The 16,480-nt window shown below is 56.1% G+C and carries 17 protein-coding genes; 7 read left to right on the top strand and 10 right to left on the bottom strand.

Annotated features, from left to right (window positions below; translation table 11 throughout):
* The gene (locus tag FND52_RS04290) at nt 1-762 is read left to right on the top strand and encodes a DeoR/GlpR family DNA-binding transcription regulator (RefSeq protein ID WP_144129549.1); all 762 of its coding nucleotides are present in this window, start codon (nt 1-3) and stop codon (nt 760-762) included.
* A gap of 83 nt (nt 763-845) precedes the next feature.
* Here the strand turns inward: FND52_RS04290 and ymcF are convergent, their stop codons facing one another.
* Complete coding sequence (gene ymcF, locus FND52_RS21910; protein ID WP_125294494.1) at nt 846-1,034, bottom strand: cold shock small protein YmcF; 189 nt, start codon at nt 1,032-1,034, stop codon at nt 846-848.
* A 485-nt stretch (nt 1,035-1,519) separates the two neighbouring features.
* Between ymcF and FND52_RS21905 the strand changes: the two genes are divergently transcribed.
* Entirely contained in the window at nt 1,520-1,690 is a 171-nt protein-coding gene (locus FND52_RS21905) for a YnfU family zinc-binding protein (protein ID WP_220265733.1), read from the top strand.
* A gap of 61 nt (nt 1,691-1,751) precedes the next feature.
* Here FND52_RS21905 and patD read toward each other — a convergent pair whose 3' ends face one another.
* The 6 genes from patD to FND52_RS04255 form a co-directional block, all read right to left on the bottom strand.
* Entirely contained in the window at nt 1,752-3,176 is a 1,425-nt protein-coding gene (gene patD / locus FND52_RS04280; RefSeq protein WP_125294484.1) for an aminobutyraldehyde dehydrogenase, read from the bottom strand.
* A 24-nt stretch (nt 3,177-3,200) separates the two neighbouring features.
* Nucleotides 3,201-4,007, bottom strand: a complete 807-nt coding sequence (locus FND52_RS04275) for an ABC transporter permease (protein WP_144129547.1) — start codon at nt 4,005-4,007, stop codon at nt 3,201-3,203.
* Nucleotides 3,997-4,935, bottom strand: coding sequence for an ABC transporter permease (locus FND52_RS04270; protein WP_376749893.1), 939 nt, complete (start codon nt 4,933-4,935; stop codon nt 3,997-3,999). The genes FND52_RS04275 and FND52_RS04270 overlap by 11 nt, the downstream gene beginning before the upstream one ends.
* 7 nt (nt 4,936-4,942) lie before the next feature.
* Nucleotides 4,943-5,956: an ABC transporter ATP-binding protein gene (locus FND52_RS04265; protein WP_125294481.1), complete on the bottom strand. Its 1,014-nt coding sequence runs from the start codon at nt 5,954-5,956 to the stop codon at nt 4,943-4,945.
* 11 nt (nt 5,957-5,967) lie between these two features.
* Nucleotides 5,968-7,104 (bottom strand): putative ABC transporter substrate-binding protein YdcS, encoded by a 1,137-nt coding sequence (gene ydcS / locus FND52_RS04260; RefSeq protein WP_125294480.1) that lies wholly within the window; start codon nt 7,102-7,104, stop codon nt 5,968-5,970.
* A 333-nt stretch (nt 7,105-7,437) separates the two neighbouring features.
* Entirely contained in the window at nt 7,438-8,859 is a 1,422-nt protein-coding gene (locus FND52_RS04255; RefSeq protein WP_144129543.1) for an aminotransferase-like domain-containing protein, read from the bottom strand.
* 219 nt (nt 8,860-9,078) lie between these two features.
* Between FND52_RS04255 and FND52_RS04250 the strand changes: the two genes are divergently transcribed.
* Nucleotides 9,079-9,483: a g-type lysozyme inhibitor gene (locus tag FND52_RS04250; RefSeq protein WP_125294478.1), complete on the top strand. Its 405-nt coding sequence runs from the start codon at nt 9,079-9,081 to the stop codon at nt 9,481-9,483.
* Between the two features lie 32 nt (nt 9,484-9,515).
* Here FND52_RS04250 and FND52_RS04245 read toward each other — a convergent pair whose 3' ends face one another.
* Nucleotides 9,516-10,733, bottom strand: coding sequence for an alpha-hydroxy acid oxidase (locus FND52_RS04245; RefSeq protein WP_144129541.1), 1,218 nt, complete (start codon nt 10,731-10,733; stop codon nt 9,516-9,518).
* 3 nt (nt 10,734-10,736) lie between these two features.
* Nucleotides 10,737-12,044 carry an MFS transporter gene (locus tag FND52_RS04240; protein ID WP_125294476.1) on the bottom strand — a complete coding sequence of 436 codons (1,308 nt, stop codon included), beginning with the start codon at nt 12,042-12,044 and terminating at the stop codon, nt 10,737-10,739.
* A gap of 386 nt (nt 12,045-12,430) precedes the next feature.
* Between FND52_RS04240 and FND52_RS04235 the strand changes: the two genes are divergently transcribed.
* From FND52_RS04235 to FND52_RS04220, 4 genes are all read left to right on the top strand, one after another.
* On the top strand, nt 12,431-13,831 hold the full coding sequence (locus FND52_RS04235) for a cytochrome ubiquinol oxidase subunit I (protein WP_144129539.1): 1,401 nt from the start codon (nt 12,431-12,433) through the stop codon (nt 13,829-13,831).
* Nucleotides 13,828-14,838 (top strand): cytochrome d ubiquinol oxidase subunit II, encoded by a 1,011-nt coding sequence (cydB, locus tag FND52_RS04230; protein ID WP_144129537.1) that lies wholly within the window; start codon nt 13,828-13,830, stop codon nt 14,836-14,838. Before FND52_RS04235 ends, cydB begins: the two co-directional genes overlap by 4 nt.
* Nucleotides 14,838-14,969: a DUF2474 domain-containing protein gene (locus FND52_RS04225; RefSeq protein ID WP_125294473.1), complete on the top strand. Its 132-nt coding sequence runs from the start codon at nt 14,838-14,840 to the stop codon at nt 14,967-14,969. The genes cydB and FND52_RS04225 overlap by 1 nt, the downstream gene beginning before the upstream one ends.
* 163 nt (nt 14,970-15,132) lie before the next feature.
* The gene (locus FND52_RS04220; protein WP_144129535.1) at nt 15,133-15,363 is read left to right on the top strand and encodes a DUF2554 family protein; all 231 of its coding nucleotides are present in this window, start codon (nt 15,133-15,135) and stop codon (nt 15,361-15,363) included.
* 4 nt (nt 15,364-15,367) lie between these two features.
* On the opposite strand, the gene FND52_RS04215 is transcribed toward FND52_RS04220, so the two are convergent.
* Complete coding sequence (locus FND52_RS04215) at nt 15,368-16,453, bottom strand: NADH:flavin oxidoreductase/NADH oxidase (protein ID WP_144129533.1); 1,086 nt, start codon at nt 16,451-16,453, stop codon at nt 15,368-15,370.
* Nucleotides 16,454-16,480 lie beyond the last annotated feature (27 nt).

Below are 16,480 nucleotides of genomic sequence, written 5' to 3'. Positions count from 1 at the left end.
ATGAAGGGATATAACCGTCTGGAAAAGATTATGGACTATCTTAAGGGCCATAATCTTGTCACGGTTGATCAACTGGTAGCGGCGACCGAGGCGTCGCCCGCTACGATCCGCCGCGATCTGATAAAGCTCGATCAGGAAGGGGTAATCAGCCGGACCCACGGCGGTGTGACCCTGAATCGTTTTATTCCCACCCAGCCCACCACGCTGGAAAAATCCCAACAGCATCTGGCCGAAAAACAGGCGATTGCCGAGCAGGCCGCCAGCTTCGTTAAAGCCGGTGATTCGGTGGTGCTGGACGCCGGGACCACCATGATTGAACTGGCACGCTACCTGACTCATCTGCCGCTGCGGGTGATCACCAGCGATTTGCATATCGCGTTGTTTCTATCCGAATTTAAGCAGATTGAAGTGACCATTATCGGCGGGCGCATCGACGACAGCAGCCAGTCCTGCATCGGCGAGCATGGCCGCCATTTCCTGCATAAAGTCTGGCCGGATATCGCCTTTGTCAGCTGTAACGGCTGGGATATCGAAAAAGGCATCACCTCGCCCACCGAAGAGAAAGCCGCGCTGAAACGCGATTTAATTGCCAATGCCACCCGCCGGGTATTATTAGCCGACAGCTCTAAATATGGCGCGTGGTCTTTATTTAACGTCGCCAACCTAAACTCGCTAACGGATATTGTCACCGATGCGGGGATCTCACCGGAAGCGCGAGAGAAAATTATCCAGCTAAATGTCAATTTTACGGTGGCTGAATAGCGGTACGCTAACTTTTTAGCCCATAAAAAAGCCTCGCAATTGCGAGGCTTTGGCATTTAATCAGCTCTGACGACATCAGCTATTTATTTATGCAGGTTGCCAGAAATTTGTGCAGGCTGCACCCGAAATGCCACGTTATCTAACGTCACCATGGCAGATTTGCAAAAAATACATTTTGCGCCAAATGGGTTTTGCTCCGAGACGTCAAAATGCGAAGTGCGATACTGAGAACCATGACAGCAAGGGCAGCGGAAATGAATATGTAACATAATAAGAAATTCCTCACAGCGCCGCAGCGCTGACAGTGACCAGCCACTGCGCTCCCTGTTCTTCGTCTACTTGTTTTTTTGAGTATGACGGCAGGAGAAGCAATGCCAGGTAAAAATTAACAGTTACCGTAACGGCTGTTTTTCAGTTTTAAGCCTGATAAATCAGGATAGTCCATCCGGTAACGCTTTGTTCGATCGGTGCCAGAATATTTTATTTATTTTGACCGTCAGATTTTTTTGGCTGACGTGCTCTACACAAGCTTTATGAGGTAAGAAAAGAAAAAACTCAAAAGGAAATATCTGAAAGATATGAGTGATGAGAATGACTTAAAAACCGCGAAAATAATGAAATCTATTGACCGACCATTCATTAACGCATGTTCCACCCCTTTAAGCAAGAGCTAATCACTTAATTCACTTTTCACTAAAAATTGTCGCAGCAGTAAAAAGCGTGTAAGGTTGCCTGCCATTTCTACAGGAAAGAACCTATGACCGAACGGAAAAACGTTAAAAAAGCCCGCAATTATCTTGTTACCTGCCAGTGCCCTAAGTGCGAAAAAAACTCTGAACACAGCTTCACGCGCGTACAAAAAGGCTCAACCCTCATCTGCCCGCATTGTAATCAACTTTTCCAACCCGCTAAAAACGTCGCCGCATAACGCCTGCGCAATGAATAAACCCGCAGGGATAAACGGTGTTATCCCGGCGGGTTTGAGCAAACTAGTGCTTAATCATCACGTGGCGAACTATGGTGTAATCCTCTAAGCCATACACCGACATATCCTTCCCGTAGCCAGAAAGTTTCTGCCCGCCGTGCGGCATTTCGCTGACCAGCATAAAGTGGGTGTTTACCCAGGTGCAGCCATACTGCAAACGGGCGCTTAAGCGATGGGCGCGGCCTACGTCCTGGGTCCAGACCGATGACGCCAGCCCGTACTGGGAATCGTTGGCCCACGCCAGCGCTTGCGCTTCATCGCTAAATTCGGTCACGCTGATGACCGGGCCGAACACTTCGCGCTGCACAATGGCGTCATCCTGCTTCGCCCCGGCCAGTACCGTAGGCTTGAAGAAATAGCCGGGGCCATCGACTTTCTCGCCGCCGGTCACCACGTTGATATGGCCCAGCGCTTTGGCGTCATTCACCGCCTGGGTGACGCGCTCCAGATGGGCCTGCGAGCTGAGCGGGCCGAGCTCGGTGGTTTCATCATCCGGCGCGCCGTACTTCAGGCTGCCCACCGCGTCGCCAAGTTTTTCCACCAGTCTGGCGTAAATGCCCGACTGGGCGTAAATGCGACAGGCGGCGGTACAGTCCTGCCCCGCGTTGTAAAAGCCGAAAGTGCGAATGCCTTCAACCACCGCATCGAGATCCGCGTCGTCAAACACCAGTACCGGTGCTTTACCGCCCAGTTCCATATGGGTGCGCTTCAGGGTGCTGGCGGTGCGGCCCACAATGTGCGCGCCGGTGGCGATAGAGCCGGTCAACGACACCATGCGCACTTTTTCATGCCCGGTTAACGGGTCTCCGACGTTTTTGCCGGTGCCGAACAGCACGTTTAACACGCCCGCCGGGAAGATATCTTTCGCCAGCTCCGCCAGTTTAAAGGCGGTGAGCGGCGTGATTTCCGACGGTTTGATCACCACGCAGTTGCCCGCCGCCAGCGCCGGGCCGAGTTTCCAGGCCGCCATCATCAGCGGATAGTTCCACGGCGCGATAGAAGCCACCACCCCCACCGGGTCCCGGCGGATCATCGAGGTGTGACCCGGCAGATATTCGCCCGCCGCCAGGCCGTTCAGGCAGCGTGCCGCCCCGGCGAAAAAGCGGAACACGTCCACCACCGCCGGGATCTCGTCATTCAGCACGCAGTGATATGGCTTGCCGCAGTTAAGGGATTCGAGTTTCGCGAAGGTTTCAGCGTTTTGCTCAATCACGTCCGCCAGTTTCAGCAGCGCTTCGGCGCGTTCTTTCGGCGAGGTTTGCCCCCACTGGTCGAACGCGGCGTCGGCGGCTTCTACGGCGTCGTTCACCTGCTGCGCCGTGGCTTCGGGGATTTCCAGCAGCACTTCACCCGTCGCCGGGTTGTAAACCGGCAGGCGCTCGCCGTTGCCGTCTACCAGTTGTCCATTGATCAATAATTGACTCTGCATAGCCTGCCTCATCGATATCGAATTTTATTTACCGCTACCGGCGACCATTTCGCCATCGCGCGTTAGCCACCAGGCCCCGAGGATCGGGATGGTGGTGACCAGCATCACGCAAAGCGCCACCACGTTGGTGACGGGCACATCGCGCGGTCTTCCGAGCTGGTTGAGCAACCACAGCGGCAGCGTGCGTTCATGCCCCGCCGTGAAAGTGGTGACGATAATTTCGTCAAACGACAGCGCAAACGCCAGCATCCCGCCCGCCAGCAGCGCCGAACCGAGATTCGGCATGATCACATAGCGGAAGGTCTGCCAGCCGTCCGCGCCCAAATCCATGGATGCTTCAATCAGGCTGTACGAGGTGCGCCGGAACCGGGCGATCACGTTGTTGAACACCACCACCACGCAAAACGTGGCGTGGCCCACCACGATGGTCAGGAAACCGGGTTCCAGATCCACCGTTTTAAAGGCGGTCAACAGCGCGATACCGGTGATGATCCCCGGCAGCGCAATCGGCAGCAGCAACAGCAGCGAGATGGCGTTCTTACCAAAGAAATCACGTCGCCAGAGCGCTGCTGCAGCAAGCGTGCCAAGTACCAGCGCCAGCGCGGTGGCGAGGGAGGCAATCTTCACCGATAGCATCACCGCGTCCAGGATATCGCCGCGCTGCGCCGCCACGCTAAACCACTTCAGGGTGAAACCCTGCGGTGGAAAACTAAAGGCCGCATCCTCGGTATTAAAAGCATAGGTGCCAATGACGAAAAGCGGCCAGTGGAGGAACACAATCGCGCCCCAGGCGGCGATTTTGAGCCAAATTGGTGCGCGTTCAGAGTGCATCGAAGGCTCCCAGGCGTTTCACGATCGCCAGATAAATTGCAATTAACACGATCGGCACCAGCGTAAACGCTGCCGCCATCGGCATATTGCCGATCGCCCCCTGCTGGGAATAGACCATATTGCCGATGAAATACCCCGGCGGGCCAACCAGCTGCGGCACGATAAAATCGCCCAGCGTCAGAGAGAAGGTGAAGATTGAGCCCGCCGCCACGCCCGGGATGGCGAGGGGTAAGATCACGAAACGAAACGTTTGGGTCGGCGTGGCCCCTAAATCCGCCGAGGCCTGCAGCAGCGACGGTGGCAAACGTTCCAGCGCCGCCTGAATCGGCAGGATCATAAAAGGCAGCCAGATATAGACGAACACCAGGAAACGCCCAAATCCGGAGGTAGACAGCGTGTTGCCGCCCACCAGCGGCAGGGTTAAAAACGCCGCCAGCGCGCCGTCTAATCCCATATGTTGCAGGAACCACTGCGCCACGCCGTCCTTCGCCAGCAACAGCGTCCAGGCATAGGCCTTGACGATATAGCTGGCCCACATCGGCAGCATCACGGCGATATAAAAGAAAGCTTTCATTTTGCCGTGCACATAGCGCGCCATGTAATAGGCAATCGGGAACGCCACCACCGCGCTGGCGAGGGTCACAACAATCGCCATCGTCACGGTACGCACGATGATGTCGTAGTTCGCCGGCTGGAACAGGGCTTGCAGGTTAGCCAGGGTCAAATCCGACGTCACCGACATGGTGAAGTCGTCAAAGGTGTAGAAGCCTTGCCACAGCAGGGTCAGCAGCGATCCTAAATAGACCACGCCGAACCACATCAGCGGCGGCAGCAGCAATAACAGCAGCCACAGCGTCGGGCGCGCCCAGAAGAAGGCGGTAACGCGACGCAGCAGGCCGGGCTGTTGGGTGGGTTGCGGGAGCGTCATATCCATGTCATCCCTCCGCGTGCAATGGGATCATCGCGTCACGGGACCAGGAGGCCAACACTGGCTGACCGATACGAAACGCGCCGTCAGGCTGGGCATCATAAAGGTTTGCCTGGCTGACCAGCAGTCGACCGCCGTCGTCGAGCCGCAGTTCAAGACGCGTCGCCGCCCCCTGATACTGGATCTCCTGCACGGTGCCCTGTACCTGAACATCGCCCGGCTGATTCAGCACGATATGTTCCGGACGCAGGGAAAACGCCCCGCTACCGCCCCATAGCCGCTGCGCCTGGTCAGCGGTCAGCACGTTAGAGGTGCCGACAAAACCGGCGACAAACGGGGTGCGCGGGCGCATATACAGTTCGCGCGGCGAATCCACCTGCTCGATACGGCCATTATTAAACACCGCCACCCGGTCAGACATCGACAGCGCTTCGCCCTGATCGTGGGTGACGAAAATAAAGGTGATGCCCAACTCGCGCTGGAGTTTTTTCAGTTCGCCCTGCATCTGCTCGCGCAGCTTCAGATCCAGCGCACCGAGCGGTTCATCCAGCAGCAGCACGCGCGGCTGATTGACCAGCGCGCGGGCGATGGCGACACGCTGGCGCTGGCCGCCGGAGAGCTGTGACGGCTTACGGGCGTGCGTAAACCCAAGCGCCACCTGGTCAAGCGCCTGGGCCGCTTTCGCCAGCCGCGTCTTTTTATCGACGCCCTTGACCATCAGCCCATAGGCCACGTTTTCCAGCACCGACATATGCGGGAACAGCGCGTAGTCCTGGAACACGGTATTCACATCGCGCTGCCAGGGCGGCAGGTCGCGCGCTTCCTGGCCGAAGATGCGGATCGAGCCTGACGACAGCTGTTCAAAACCAGCAATGAGCCGCAGACAGGTGGTTTTGCCGGAGCCGGACGGCCCCAGCATGGAGAAAAACTCGCCATCGTTGATCTTGATGGTGACGTCATCCACCGCCCGCACGTCTCCGTACAGGCGGCTGACATTAATGAACTCTACTGCGTACGACATGATAACCCCGCTTAGCGTCCGCCCATGATGGCGATATAGTCCTGCGTCCAGCGGCTGTACGGAACGAACTTCCCACCGTTGGCAACCGGGGTTTTCCAGAACACGATCTTATCGAAATAGTCGAAACCGTTGGTTGCACAGCCTTTATCACCCAGCAGCTGGCTGGCTTTACACCCTTCCACCACCGCAGGCAGCGAGCCAAACCAGGCGGCCACGTCGCCCTGCACTTTCGGAGTCAGCGACCAGTTCATCCACTTGTAGGCGCAGACCGGGTGTTTTGCCTGAGCGTGCAGCATGGTGGTATCGGCCCAGCCGGTAACGCCCTCTTTCGGGAACACGGTGGCGATAGGCTGGCCTTCGGCTTTCAGGGCGTTGGCCTGATACGGCCAGGCGCTGGAGGCAACCACGCCTTCGTTTTTGAAATCGCTCATCTGAACGGTGGTGTCGTGCCAGTAGCGATGCACCAGCTGATGCTGATCGCGCAGCACTTTCAGTACCGCCTGGTACTGCTCTTCGGTGAGCTGGTACGGATCGTTGATTTTTAACTCCGGCTGCGCGGTTTTCAGATACAGCGCGGCGTCGGCGATATAAATCGGCCCATCATAGGCCTGTACGCGGCCCTGGTTGGATTTACCGTCAGCCAAATCCTGCTTCACAAACAGCACGGCCCAGCTATCCGGCGGGGTGGTAAAGGTTTTGGTGTTGTACATCAGCAGGTTTGGGCCCCATTGATACGGCGTGCCGTACACTTTGCCGTCGACGTTAAACCATTCGCCCTTCACCAGCCGCGGGTCGACGTTTTTCCAGTTGGCAATTTTGCTGGTATCGACAGGCTGAACGCGTTTGCCCATGATCAGGCGCAGCGAAGCATCGCCGGAGGCGGTCACCAGGTCGTAGCCGCCTTTCGCCATCAGGCTGACCATCTCATCAGAGGTGGCGGCGGTTTTCACGTTCACTTCGCAGCCGGTCTCTTTCTCGAACTGGGTTACCCAGTCGTACTGTTTATCGGTTTGACCGCGTTCGATGTATCCCGGCCAGGCGATAATATCCAGTCGCCCTTCCCCTTTAGCATCGCTGTCGGCAGCCTGAGCGGTAAGCACGGTCAGGCACAGCGCACTCAATGTGCTCAGCGCAAATTTTTTATTCATAAACCAGTACTCCTGTCTGAAGTCGTATCAGGCAGCCTTGCCGTAAAATTATGTCCCAATAAAAAAATAGCCTTCGCCTTAAAACCATTCCTGTTAATTGCCAGGAATTTATTAAGGATGTGACAAACCGCGCACTATTTCATGCAAATTCCGTGAAAGCATTTTTAGAGTGTAGACAGGGAGTTAGCTTTTTTTGTAGATATCAACATTTCCTATGACGGTTATTTTTTAGATTCCTGAAAATAACCATCATTAAACCAGAACGATATTGTTAATCGCTGAAAATAAGTTATTCAGCAAAAGAGAAAATAATCACTCAATATGCATAAATCATTATTCAGCGCTTTGTTTTGATAATTCACCGATTAACGCGCCGAGCGTTTTTACCGCCTGCTCTTCTCTGTCGCCCCACGCCCAGGAGGCGTTAAAGCGAAAATAGCTGTCGTAAATGCGCTCGGTGGTAAACATTTTGCCCGGCGCGATGCTGATTTTATGGGCCAGCGCCCGTTCGCTAAGCTGCCCGGCATTCAGCCCTTCAGGTAATTCTATCCATAAGAAATAGCCGCTTTCGCTGCGGTGGATTTTGACTTCCGGCGGTAAATGGCGGCACAGCGCCTGCCATGCCTGCTGCTTGCGCTGCGCCAGTTCACGCCTGAGACGACGCAGATAGTTGTCATAACGCCGGGAGGCCAGATAGTCCACCAGCGCCAGCTGCATTGGCGAACTGGTGGAGAGTGTGCTCATTAACTGTAGCTGCTGGATCCGCCGGGCGTGGCGGCCTGCGGCCACCCAGCCGATGCGAAAGCCCGCCACCAGGCATTTGGAAAAAGACGAGCAGTGCAGCACCTGGCTTTGGGTATCCCATGCCAGCGCAGGCAGCGGTTTTTCCCGCCCGTAGTACAGCTCGCTGTAGACATCGTCTTCGATCAGCGCCACGTTATGACGCGTCAGCAGCGCTACCAGCTGCGCTTTCTTTTCCGGGCTGAGGGTGAAGCCCAGCGGATTCTGGCTGTTGGTCATCAGCCAGCAGGCTTTCACCGGGTACTCATTCAGCGCCTGTTCGAGGGCGGCCAGATCGATACCGCTTTCCGGGGTGGTTGCCACCGACAGCGCTTTTAAACGCAGCCGCTCCAGCGCCTGTAGCGCGCCGTAAAAACAGGGATTCTCAACAATCACCCAGTCGCCCGGTTCCGTCACAGCCTGGAGGCTGAGGTTGAGCGCCTCCAGCGCCCCGGCGGTGATCACGATTTCATCCGGCGAGACGTTAATCCCCTGCTGGGCATAGCGCCGGGCGATGGCGTGGCGCAGCGCTTCATTGCCCGGCGGCAGATTGTCGATCACGCTCATGGCGGTGGCGGTTTTACTGACGTTCGCCAGCGAGCGGTTGAGCTGAGCCAGCGGGAACAAACGCGGATCGGGAAACGCTGAGCCAAACGGCACCACGCTGGCGTCGCAGCTGGCCTGTAAGACGTCGAAAATATAAGTATTGATATCAACCGCTTCATTGCGCATCACCTGGGCGGCGGGCGCGCGGGACGGCGTGGTCGGGCGCGGTGCAACGTAATAGCCGGACTGCGGGCGCGCCACAATCACGCCCTGGCTTTCCAGGGTCTGGTAGGCGTGGCTGACGGTCATAAAACTGATGTCGCCGCTGGCGCACTGTTCGCGCAGGGAGGGAAGCCGGTCGCCCGGTTGCCAGACGCCTAATTCAATTTGATCGATAATCTGCTGCGCCAGCCGCTGGTATTTCTTCATGGTCCCTCCCGTTTGTGGCAGGAGTATAACAATATCGCAACCCTCTGCGAGCGGCAGCAAAAGCGATTAACAACTTATTCGGCTGCCACTAACAGAAAAGGCGTTTTTTACTGAGAACAATCCTGAACATTTTTACGGTCAATGATTCGCATTGATATATCATGTTCCAGGGATACACTGCGCTTCAGGTAAGTAAAACACTCCAACGGAACGCGATTCATGAAAAAATTGATTGCCAGCTCACTGTTATGTTGTTTCCTCGCCGCGCCGGCTCTGGCTGCGGATAAAGTCACCACGGTACCGGTACAGTTCGCCAAAGGCACGTCCAGCGCCCAGATGAAAGGCACTTTTGCCGGGTACGACAGCATCAACTACACCGTTACGGCAAAACAGGGCCAGCAGATGACGGTGAAAATTGCTGGCAGCAATAATGCCAACTTCAACGTGTTTGGCCCAGGCGCAACGCCGGGCGCTGCGGAGGCGTTAGGTTCCGGCTACGTCGGCGGTGACTGGACTGCAAAACTGCCAGCCAGCGGTAAGTATACCGTTCAGGTCTTCCAGACCCGCGCCACTGCCCGTAAAGGCAGCAAAGTGCCGCATACGCTGACCGTAAGCGTTAAATAAGTTTATTGCGGCTGGGAAACCAGCCGCATGCTTCAGGATTGCCACTCCGCCGGGAGGGTAATCATCTTTTCGTTGAGTTCCGACAGATTGCTGACGCCCAGCAGGATCATGGTCTGGCGAATCTCTTCCTGATAGATATCAATCACCCGATCGACCCCCTTCTCGCCACCCGCCGCGACACCCCAAACCCAGCTGCGCCCGAGCGTAACCGCATCTGCGCCCATGCACAGCGCTTTGATGACGTCCACGCCGGAGCGGATCCCGCCGTCGAGGAAAATTTCGCACCTGTCCCCGACCGCCGCCTTTAACGCCGGTAAACAGCTCACCGCGCTTTTCGTTGAATCGAGCTGCCTGCCGCCGTGATTGCTGACGATAATCCCATCCACACCGCAGTTGACCGCGTTCAGCGCATCCTCCACCGTCAGGATCCCTTTGATATAGAGCTTTTTCGGCCAGCGTTCGCGCAGCTTTTTTAAATCCTCCCAGGTCGCGGAGAGATTCGACAGCTCCTTATTAATAAATTCGCTGTGCGATAATGCGCTATTCCCTTCAGCAATCCCGACGAAATTACGAAAGCCAATGGGATCGCCGGAGGTAATGTCCATTAGCCAGCGCGGTTTGGTCATCGCCTCAAAGGCATTGCGAAAGGTAATCTTTGGGGGAATCGACATCCCGTTACGCAAATCGCGTAACCGGTTAGCGTTTAGCGGGACATCAATTGTTAATACGATGGCGTCGCACTCGGCCTTTGCCGCCCGCTCAATTAACCCGTCAACGATTTCTTTATTGCGCCATAAATAGAGTTGAAACCATAACGGCCCCTGGGCCACCTGCTTAATATCCTCAATGGAATAAGACGACGAGGTGCTGATGGTATAAACCAGGCCGCGTTTCCCGGCGGATTTTACCGCTGAGACTTCACCTTTATTTCCCACCACGCGCACCAGCCCTGCCGGACCGAGAATAATCGGCAGTGGAAAATCCCGCCCACAAAAGTGAGCGGAGGGATCCTGTTTTGAAACATCCACCAGCGAGCGCGGATTAAAAAATACGCGCTGAAAATCGCTTTCGTTATGGCGCAGCGTAATTTCATGCCCCGCGCCGCCGTCGACAAAATCAAAGATCATTTTTGGCACATTGCGTTTTGCCATCAGGCGCATATCGGCAATGCTCGGCACCTGTTCTATTTTGCTTTTGCCGTCTCGTTTAAAAAGCGATGACGCCAGTAGCTTATACGTCTCCAGTGACATAACTTATTCCTCGCTGAGCACTAACTTTTTCTCATAATTAATTAACAGGCTACACACCAGGTAGCACAGCCCGCAGGCGGCAAACAGGATCAGCGCTGCGAAATAAGAACCGGTCATGCTGACCACCACGCCAGTGACCAGGGGAATAATGATCCCGCCAACGTTAGAGAACATATTCATCATCCCGCCCAGGATACCCGCCTGGCTGCGCACGGTCAGGGTGCCCGGCAGCGACCAGTACAGCCCCAGGAAGCGACCAAAGAACAGCGTCACCGCCAGCAGCACAATGGCGGCGTTGGCGCTTTCCACAAAGGCCACCGCGAAAATCGCCATGGTAGCGATGGCCGCCGAGATGCCGAGCAGCGTGCGCATTACCACGTTCTGGCGATAGCCGCGACGCAAACCTTTTTGCGCCAGCCAGCCGGCAAAGTTCTCGCCGAAGAAACCGGAAATATAGATAAAGAACGACGCGCTGGCTAAGCCATGAATATCGAGGCCGCGTGCCTGGAATAAATAGAGCGGGCCGAAGGTTAATAATCCGTAGAACAGCATATTAGCGGTCATAAAACCAACGGCCATAAACCAGAACGTGCGGTGTTTAAGGAAATTAGCCGGTTTGCCAATCAAGGTTTTTTGTTCTTCCTGGCTGTCTTCTTTGCGGTGCTCTTCGGCAATATATTGCGCTTCCAGTTCATTGACTTTCGGGTGCTGTTCCGGCTTATCGCGAATATAGCGATGGATCACGAAGCCTGCCCCGGCAGTAATAATCGCCACCGCAATAAAGGATTCGCGCCAGCCGCCTAATAAGCTAATCAGCCCGGCAACAATTAAACTGCCAAATGCCGCGCCCAGCGTGGAGGAGGAATCCATTAATACCGCGCCCCGCGCGCGATCTTTTAACGGTAGCCACAGCGCCGCCAGTTTTGCCCCGGTAGGATATTGCGGTGCCTCCGTTGCCCCTAATCCCAGCCGGGCGATCAGCATCATGGTGAAATTCAGCGCCAGCCCTGTCGCTAACTGGCACACCGACCACAGCGTCACCGCCCAGGTTAATATCCGCCGCGGCCCGATTTTATCCGCCAGCCAACCGCCGGGAATTTGAAATAACGCGTAGGTCCAGAAAAACGAGCTTAATAATAGCCCCTGCATTTGCGGGCTTAAATCGAACTCTTTCGCGATAAGCGGCATCCCGATAGAGAGAGAAATACGATCGATATAACTTAGCGCCCCGACAAAAAGTAACAGAACAAATGTTTGCCAACGCACTTTGGTCATTTTGGTGGTATTCGCAATGCTGATTGGGTTTTCCATACACGCACCGTTCATATGTTCATTAAGTGAGCATTTAGTTAAGCAGAGCGCGTAGAAATTAACCAGTGATCACAATCACGTAAACGATCATTAACCGTTATTTTCCAAATTACACAATTTATCGTGATCATAATCACTAAATATCAGTCGAAATTTAAGTTCTTATGATTTCATTTTGAACTTATGAACAACATTATTTTAACCTTTGCACGTTTGCGTCAGTGATTTTGATTAAGTTATGTAGAAATACCCGTGCGGTAACCATAACAAATTGTAAAAATAGCCATACCCTAACAACTGTTATACCTAAATACTCCGCCACTGTTTCTAATAATCCGCCTCGTCTGGGCCTATTCTCCCGCCAGAGCTATTGTCAGGAGCCAGACATGTTTGATTTGGATGCGTTTCACCTGGCGCGAATACAGTTCGCGTTTACCGTTTCTTTTCACATCATCTTCCCGGCCATCACCATCGGGCTCGCCAGCTATCTGGCGGTGCTGGAAGGTATGTGGCTGAAAACTAAAAACCCGGTATGGCGTTCGCTGTACCACTTCTGGTCAAAAATTTTCGCCGTTAACTTCGGAATGGGCGTGGTGTCGGGGCTGGTGATGGCCTATCAGTTCGGCACTAACTGGAGCGGATTTTCCCAGTTCGCGGGCAGTATTACCGGCCCGTTGCTCACGTATGAAGTGCTGACCGCGTTCTTCCTCGAAGCCGGTTTTCTCGGCGTGATGCTGTTCGGATGGAACAAGGTCGGGCCGGGGCTGCACTTTTTCTCGACCTGTATGGTGGCGCTGGGCACGCTGATGTCCACCTTCTGGATCCTGGCCTCGAATAGCTGGATGCAGACGCCGCAGGGGCACGAAATCATTAACGGCCAGGTGGTGCCGGTGGACTGGTTTGCGGTGATCTTCAACCCGTCCTTCCCCTACCGTCTGTTCCATATGACCATCGCCGCGTTTTTGAGCAGCGCCCTGTTTGTCGGCGCATCGGCGGCCTGGCATCTGCTGCGCGGCAACAACACCCCCGCCATTCGCACCATGTTTTCAATGGCGCTGTGGATGACGCTTATCGTCGCGCCGATTCAGGCGCTGGTGGGCGATATGCATGGGCTGAATACGCTTAAGCATCAGCCGGCGAAAATCGCCGCCATTGAAGGCCACTGGGAAAACCCACCCGGCGAGCCAACGCCGCTGCTGCTGTTCGGCTGGCCGGATATGGAGCAGGAGCGCACCCGCTATGGGCTGGCGATCCCGGCGCTCGGCAGCCTGATTCTGACCCACAGTCTGGATAAGCAGGTTCCGGCCCTTAAAGAGTTCCCCAAAGCCGACCGCCCTAACTCGCCGATTGTGTTCTGGTCGTTCCGCATTATGGCCGGGCTGGGCATGTTGATGCTGCTGCTCGGGGCGCTGGCAGTCTGGCTGCGCTACAAACAGCGGCTGTACACCTCACGCCCGTTCCTGCGTTTTGCGCTGTGGATGGGACCCTCGGGATTAATCGCCATTCTCGCGGGTTGGGTGACCACCGAAGTGGGCCGCCAGCCCTGGGTGGTGTATGGCCTGCAACGTACCGAGGATGCGGTTTCGGCTCACGGCACGCTGCATATGAGCATCAGCCTGCTGGCGTTTTTCGTGGTGTATATGTCGGTATTCGGCGTTGGGTACAGCTACATGGTGCGGCTAATTAAGAAAGGCCCACAGCCCGAGGACGCGCTGCCGCCGGTCAACGGCACGCCTGCACGACCGCTCTCCGCCGCCAGTCAAACCACCTCCGGGGAGGCCGTATGATGTTTGATTTCGCGATTATCTGGTTTGTGATTATCGTTTTCGCCACCCTGATGTACATCGTTATGGACGGGTTCGATCTGGGGATTGGCATTCTGTTTCCGTTTATCCGCGATAACGACGATCGCGACGTGATGGTCAACAGTGTCGCCCCGGTGTGGGACGGCAACGAAACCTGGCTGGTGCTGGGCGGAGCCGGGCTGTTCGGCGCATTTCCGCTGGCCTACGCGGTGATTGTTGATGCGCTGACCATTCCGCTGTCATTGATGCTGATTGGGCTGATTTTTCGCGGCGTGGCGTTCGAATTCCGTTTCAAAGCCACGCCGGGCCACCGCCCGTTCTGGGATAAAGCCTTTATGGCCGGTTCGATTCTGGCGACCTTCTGCCAGGGCGTGGTAGTCGGGGCGGTGGTCAGCGGGTTTGAGGTCACCGGGCGCGCCTTCAGCGGTTCAACGCTGGGCTGGCTGACGGCGTTCAATCTGTTCTGCGGTATAGGTTTAGTGGTGGCCTACGCTCTGCTCGGCGCGACCTGGCTGGTGATGAAAAGCGAAAACCCGCTCGAACAGCGGATGCGCGCCCTGACCCGCCCGCTGCTGCTGGCGCTACTGGCGATTATTGCCGGGATCAGTCTCTGGACGCCGCTGGCCCATGCGGATATCGCCGCGCGCTGGTTTAGCCTGCCCAATCTGTTCTGGCTGCTGCCGGTGCCGCTGCTGGTCGCCGCCTTCAGTTTCTGGCTGTGGCGCAGCGTGATGGACAACCGCCGCCATACGCTGCCGTTTGTCCTGACGCTGGGGCTGATTTTCCTCGGCTTTAGCGGGCTTGGGATCAGCATCTGGCCGCAGATCATTCCGCCGCATATCAGCATCTGGCAGGCCGCCGCGCCCGCCTCCAGCCTCAGCTTTATGCTGATTGGCGCGCTGCTGATTATTCCGGTTATTTTGATTTACACCTTCTGGAGCTACTACGTATTTCGCGGCAAGGTGCAGCACGGTGAGGGGTATCACTGATGAAAACCATACTCTGGTCGAAACGCCTGTTCTGGCTGGCAGTGATTTGGGGCGGCAGCGTGTTGACGCTGGCGGCGGTGGGGCTGTTTTTCCGGGTGATTATGGCGGCGGCCGGGTTTAAATCCCACTAGATCGCGCTGTCAATCAGGGACAACCTCAACCCAATGGCAACCAACACGCTTCTTCGTGAGACTTTGCAAAACTGACGCAGGATTTGCAGGCTTTTAATATTCGCAATAATAACCCTACGTTATTATTGCGAAATTAGCGCCACCCGTGAACCGGAGCAACCTGATGATAAAGAAGCTGATAAGCGCCCTGCTGTTATGCGCGGCGCTTTTTTCTGGCCAGAGCGCGGCACAGCGCAACGGACATGTTTTCTATAAAGTACAAAACGCAGATACCACGCTGCGCCATTGTGCAGACAGCGATGAAATAAGAAGCGCCGCCGAAGAGGCAGCGCTGGATGTGCGGGAACATCATTACTGGGCTAAATCCCGCAAACCGGGGACGCACCAGAATTAACGGCTCACACTGAGAACAGCCCGCGCAGGTGATGCGGCTCGCTACGCTGATACTGCGGGGCAACGGCGATTTTACTGCCGAGCTTCGCCGCCGCATGCCACGGCCAGCGCGGGTTAAACAGGATCCCACGCGCCAGGGCGATAAACTCCGCCTGTCCGGTGGCGATAATCGCTTCCGCCTGCTCCGGTTCGGTGATCAGCCCCACGGCGATAACCGGCGTCTTGACCTGCTGCTGGATCTGCTGGGCGAACGGCACCTGATAGTTCGGGCTAATGGCGATCTGCTGCGCGGGGGACAGCCCGCCAGAGGAGACGTGAATATAGGCGCTACCGCGTTCTTCCAGCGCTTTCGCCAGCTGAATCGAGCTGTCGATATCCCAGCCGCCTTCTGCCCAGTCGGTGGCGGAGATGCGCACGCCCACCGGCAGCGACACGGCGGCTTTTACTTCATCAAAGATCTCCAGCACCAGCCGGATGCGGTTCTCCAGGCTGCCGCCGTAATTGTCCGTGCGCTGGTTCGACAGCGGCGACAGGAACTGGTGCAGCAGGTAGCCGTGGGCGGCATGCAGTTCGATCAGGTCAAAACCCGCCTTTTGCGAACGGCGCGCCCCGTCAACGAACGCCTGTTTAATTCGGGCGATATCTTCTGCGCTCATGGCCTTTGGCGCGCGGTATTCACCAAACGCCAGCGCCGACGGCGCGAGAGTTTCCCAGCCGCCTTCGCTATCCGACAACGTTTTACCGCCCTTCCACGGCGCGTCCACCGAGGCTTTGCGGCCCGCGTGGCCTAACTGAATGCCGAGCTTAATCGGCGACCAGCGGCGGATTTTCTCGACTTCCTGCTGCAATGCATCACCCAGCTCATCGCTCCAGATGCCTAAATCCCACGGCGAAATGCGCCCTTCCGGCGTCACCGACGTGGCTTCAATAATCAGCAGCCCGGCCCCTGACTGCGCCAGCGTGCCCAGATGCACGCTGTGCCAGCTGGTCGGCGCGCCGTTGTCGGCGGAATACTGGCACATTGGCGCGATAATAATGCGGTTGCTCAGGGCAAGCTCGCCAAGATGACCCGCAGAAAACAGATGACTCATCACAAACCTCCAGGGATGGTAATTCCA

It is taken from the genome of Atlantibacter subterraneus (assembly GCF_007570865.1).
In the GTDB taxonomy this organism is placed as follows: domain Bacteria; phylum Pseudomonadota; class Gammaproteobacteria; order Enterobacterales; family Enterobacteriaceae; genus Atlantibacter; species Atlantibacter subterraneus.
The sequence above is the reverse complement of the archived record's forward strand: the minus strand, read 5'-3'. Positions and strand labels throughout refer to the sequence as shown.

Excerpts from the sequence above, each read along its gene's own strand:
- patD (WP_125294484.1), bottom strand. The coding sequence starts at position 3,176 with ATGCAGAGTCAATTATTGATCAATGGACAACTGGTAGACGGCAACGGC.
- ydcS (WP_125294480.1), bottom strand. The coding sequence starts at position 7,104 with ATGAATAAAAAATTTGCGCTGAGCACATTGAGTGCGCTGTGCCTGACC.
- FND52_RS04235 (WP_144129539.1), top strand. The coding sequence starts at position 12,431 with ATGTTTGATTTGGATGCGTTTCACCTGGCGCGAATACAGTTCGCGTTT.
- cydB (WP_144129537.1), top strand. The coding sequence starts at position 13,828 with ATGATGTTTGATTTCGCGATTATCTGGTTTGTGATTATCGTTTTCGCC.
- FND52_RS04255 (WP_144129543.1), bottom strand. The coding sequence starts at position 8,859 with ATGAAGAAATACCAGCGGCTGGCGCAGCAGATTATCGATCAAATTGAA.
- FND52_RS04290 (WP_144129549.1), top strand. The coding sequence starts at position 1 with ATGAAGGGATATAACCGTCTGGAAAAGATTATGGACTATCTTAAGGGC.
- FND52_RS04245 (WP_144129541.1), bottom strand. The coding sequence starts at position 10,733 with ATGTCACTGGAGACGTATAAGCTACTGGCGTCATCGCTTTTTAAACGA.
- FND52_RS04270 (WP_376749893.1), bottom strand. The coding sequence starts at position 4,935 with ATGACGCTCCCGCAACCCACCCAACAGCCCGGCCTGCTGCGTCGCGTT.
- FND52_RS04220 (WP_144129535.1), top strand. The coding sequence starts at position 15,133 with ATGATAAAGAAGCTGATAAGCGCCCTGCTGTTATGCGCGGCGCTTTTT.
- FND52_RS04240 (WP_125294476.1), bottom strand. The coding sequence starts at position 12,044 with ATGGAAAACCCAATCAGCATTGCGAATACCACCAAAATGACCAAAGTG.
- FND52_RS04250 (WP_125294478.1), top strand. The coding sequence starts at position 9,079 with ATGAAAAAATTGATTGCCAGCTCACTGTTATGTTGTTTCCTCGCCGCG.
- FND52_RS04215 (WP_144129533.1), bottom strand. The coding sequence starts at position 16,453 with ATGAGTCATCTGTTTTCTGCGGGTCATCTTGGCGAGCTTGCCCTGAGC.
- FND52_RS21905 (WP_220265733.1), top strand. The coding sequence starts at position 1,520 with ATGACCGAACGGAAAAACGTTAAAAAAGCCCGCAATTATCTTGTTACC.
- FND52_RS04265 (WP_125294481.1), bottom strand. The coding sequence starts at position 5,956 with ATGTCGTACGCAGTAGAGTTCATTAATGTCAGCCGCCTGTACGGAGAC.
- FND52_RS04275 (WP_144129547.1), bottom strand. The coding sequence starts at position 4,007 with ATGCACTCTGAACGCGCACCAATTTGGCTCAAAATCGCCGCCTGGGGC.
- FND52_RS04225 (WP_125294473.1), top strand. The coding sequence starts at position 14,838 with ATGAAAACCATACTCTGGTCGAAACGCCTGTTCTGGCTGGCAGTGATT.